This is a genomic window from Bartonella sp. W8122 (genome assembly GCF_016102485.1).
Taxonomy (GTDB): Bacteria; Pseudomonadota; Alphaproteobacteria; order Rhizobiales; family Rhizobiaceae; genus Bartonella; species Bartonella apihabitans.
In genome coordinates, this window is record NZ_JACFOO010000005.1 from 1 (window position 1) to 2,303 (window position 2,303).

Annotated in this window: 2 protein-coding genes; both read left to right on the top strand. The window is 45.6% G+C overall.

The genetic code is table 11. The features are described 5' to 3' along the window. Nucleotides 1-370 precede the first annotated feature (370 nt). Complete coding sequence (locus tag H3S83_RS11625; protein WP_255519583.1) at nt 371-496, top strand: hypothetical protein; 126 nt, start codon at nt 371-373, stop codon at nt 494-496. A 297-nt stretch (nt 497-793) separates the two neighbouring features. Continuing rightward, on the top strand, nt 794-2,224 hold the full coding sequence (locus tag H3S83_RS11405) for an aldehyde dehydrogenase family protein (RefSeq protein WP_198239912.1): 1,431 nt from the start codon (nt 794-796) through the stop codon (nt 2,222-2,224). The last annotated feature ends 79 nt before the right edge of the window (nt 2,225-2,303 follow it).

Genomic DNA, 2,303 nt, shown 5'->3' on the forward strand with positions numbered 1-2,303 from the left:
TCTCGGGCGGAGGGAACATTCCCTCTTGCCGGAGCGGCTCAATTTCGTAAACTTTAAACGTCGATAGGGCTTCATTTGATCAGACCGGTAAGTGATGACAGCGCCGAAGTTCAACATAACGACCAATGGCTGGCAAAAAATTGTCAGAAGAGAAAATTGTCGGAATATGGCGCGCGCGTCTTTAAACGCTCATCCGTGAAGGGCCGTTGAAAATCAATCAAAATTCAGCTTTAAAGCCGAAAAACGTATTGAAATCCAGAACCCGAAACCGGATTGAAAATTGGCGGTTCGATTAAAGTTTCTGTGCGGAAATCCGTTGCTGCACACTTGCAAGGCGAAGCAACAGACCTTGATATATGCCATAAAACTGATGTTTTATAGTTATCAACAAACCGGCCTTGTTATCCATCTCGACAACGGGAACGAGACTGGTAAAATGGTCAATGCCGTGGTCTACTCGTCCGGTTTTTCGCTTTCCGATATTGGCCCTCTTTAAAAAATCGTTCGGCTTATAAGAGGATTTAAAGCTTGCCGGATTTTTATTGTTTCAACACGGCTTCCTTGTGTCTTGTCTTATCGCGACTTTTTTAAAAAAATAAACGACAACACTTTAATAGCTACGATCGCATTTTAAATAATAGGGGCAATCGTATTTTTAAAAAGCCGTTTGCACGGAAATACCGGTTCTTCCATTTTTCGAACGACAGACGTTTCTCCAATATGGACATCTTGGGGCTTCGGGACAAAGGAGAGCCGATAAAAATTGCCCTGCGTGGGCTTTAAAAGGATAAATATGTTAGATAAACGCAAATTTTATATAAATGGTGCCTGGGTTGAACCATTAGAGGCTCATGACCTCAAAGTGATTGACCCGTCCACGGAAGAAGCTTGTGCTGTCATCAGCAATGGCACGTCAAAAGATGTCGATCGTGCAGTTGCAGCTGCAAAAGCAGCCTTTGAGGGATGGAAGCACACCGACCCGCAAAAACGTTTAACTTTTGTTGAAAAAATATTGTCGATCTATAACCGGCGTAGGGGTGAAATGGCAAAAGCCATTTCAACCGAAATGGGTGCCCCCATTGATATGGCCTTGGAACAACAAGTCGGAGGTGGCGCTTACTTTATCGAAGGCTTTATTGATAGTTTCAAGCATTTTTCTTTTAAGACCGATCTTGTAAAAGGTCATAAAGATAGTGCACTTCAATATGAACCGGTCGGCGTTGTCGGTCTCATTACGCCATGGAACTGGCCAATGAACCTGATTAACCTGAAGGTTATTCCGGCATTGCTTGCCGGTTGTACGATGGTCTTGAAGCCTTCTGAAATTGCTCCGCTTTCCGGCCTATTATATGCCGATATTATTGATGAGGCAGGTCTTCCAAAGGGCGTGTTCAACCTCGTCAATGGTGATGGTGCGGGTGTTGGAACATGTCTTTCCGGCCATCCGGACATTGCGATGATAAGCTTTACCGGTTCGACCCGCGTTGGCAAAGCAATTTCCAAAAATGCTTCCGACACATTAAAACATGTTGATCTGGAGCTTGGTGGTAAAGGAGCCAATCTGGTTTTTGCCGATGCCCGTGAAAATGCGATCAAATGGAGCGTTCTGGCCTGCTTCAACAATAGCGGACAAAGTTGCAATGCACCAACCCGTATGTTTGTCGAGCGTTCCATTTATGAAAAAGCCAAGAGAATTGCTAAGGAAGTAGCAAATAATGTCAAACTTGCTGTGGCGAGCGAGCGCGGAGACCATTTGGGACCGGTTGTATCAAAAGCCCAGTTTGACAAGATCCAAGGCCTTATCCAATCGGGTATTGACGAAGGTGCCACACTTATTGCCGGTGGAACGGGCTTGGCTAACGGCTTCAAGCGCGGCTATTTTGTCCGCCCGACTGTTTTTGCCGATGTCAAACCGGACATGAAAATTTTCCGTGAAGAAATTTTCGGGCCGGTTCTGTCGATGATTCCTTTTGACAGTGAAGAAGAAGCCATAGCAATGGCCAATGACACGGATTATGGCCTGACCAACTATGTCCAATCCGGAGACAAGGAAAAATGCCATCGTGTTGCAACGGCCTTGCGTTCCGGCATGGTTGAAGTGAACGGTAAGAGTTTGCCGAAGGAAAGCTTCTTCGGTGGTGTCAAATATTCCGGCCATGCCCGTGAAGGTAGTATCTGGGGAATCAAGCAATTTCTTGATACCAAAGCCATCTCCGAATGGTAATATAATGATTATCCGTCTCGGGCGGAGGGAACATTCCCTCTTGCCGGAGCGGCTCAATTTCGTAAACTTTAAACGTCGA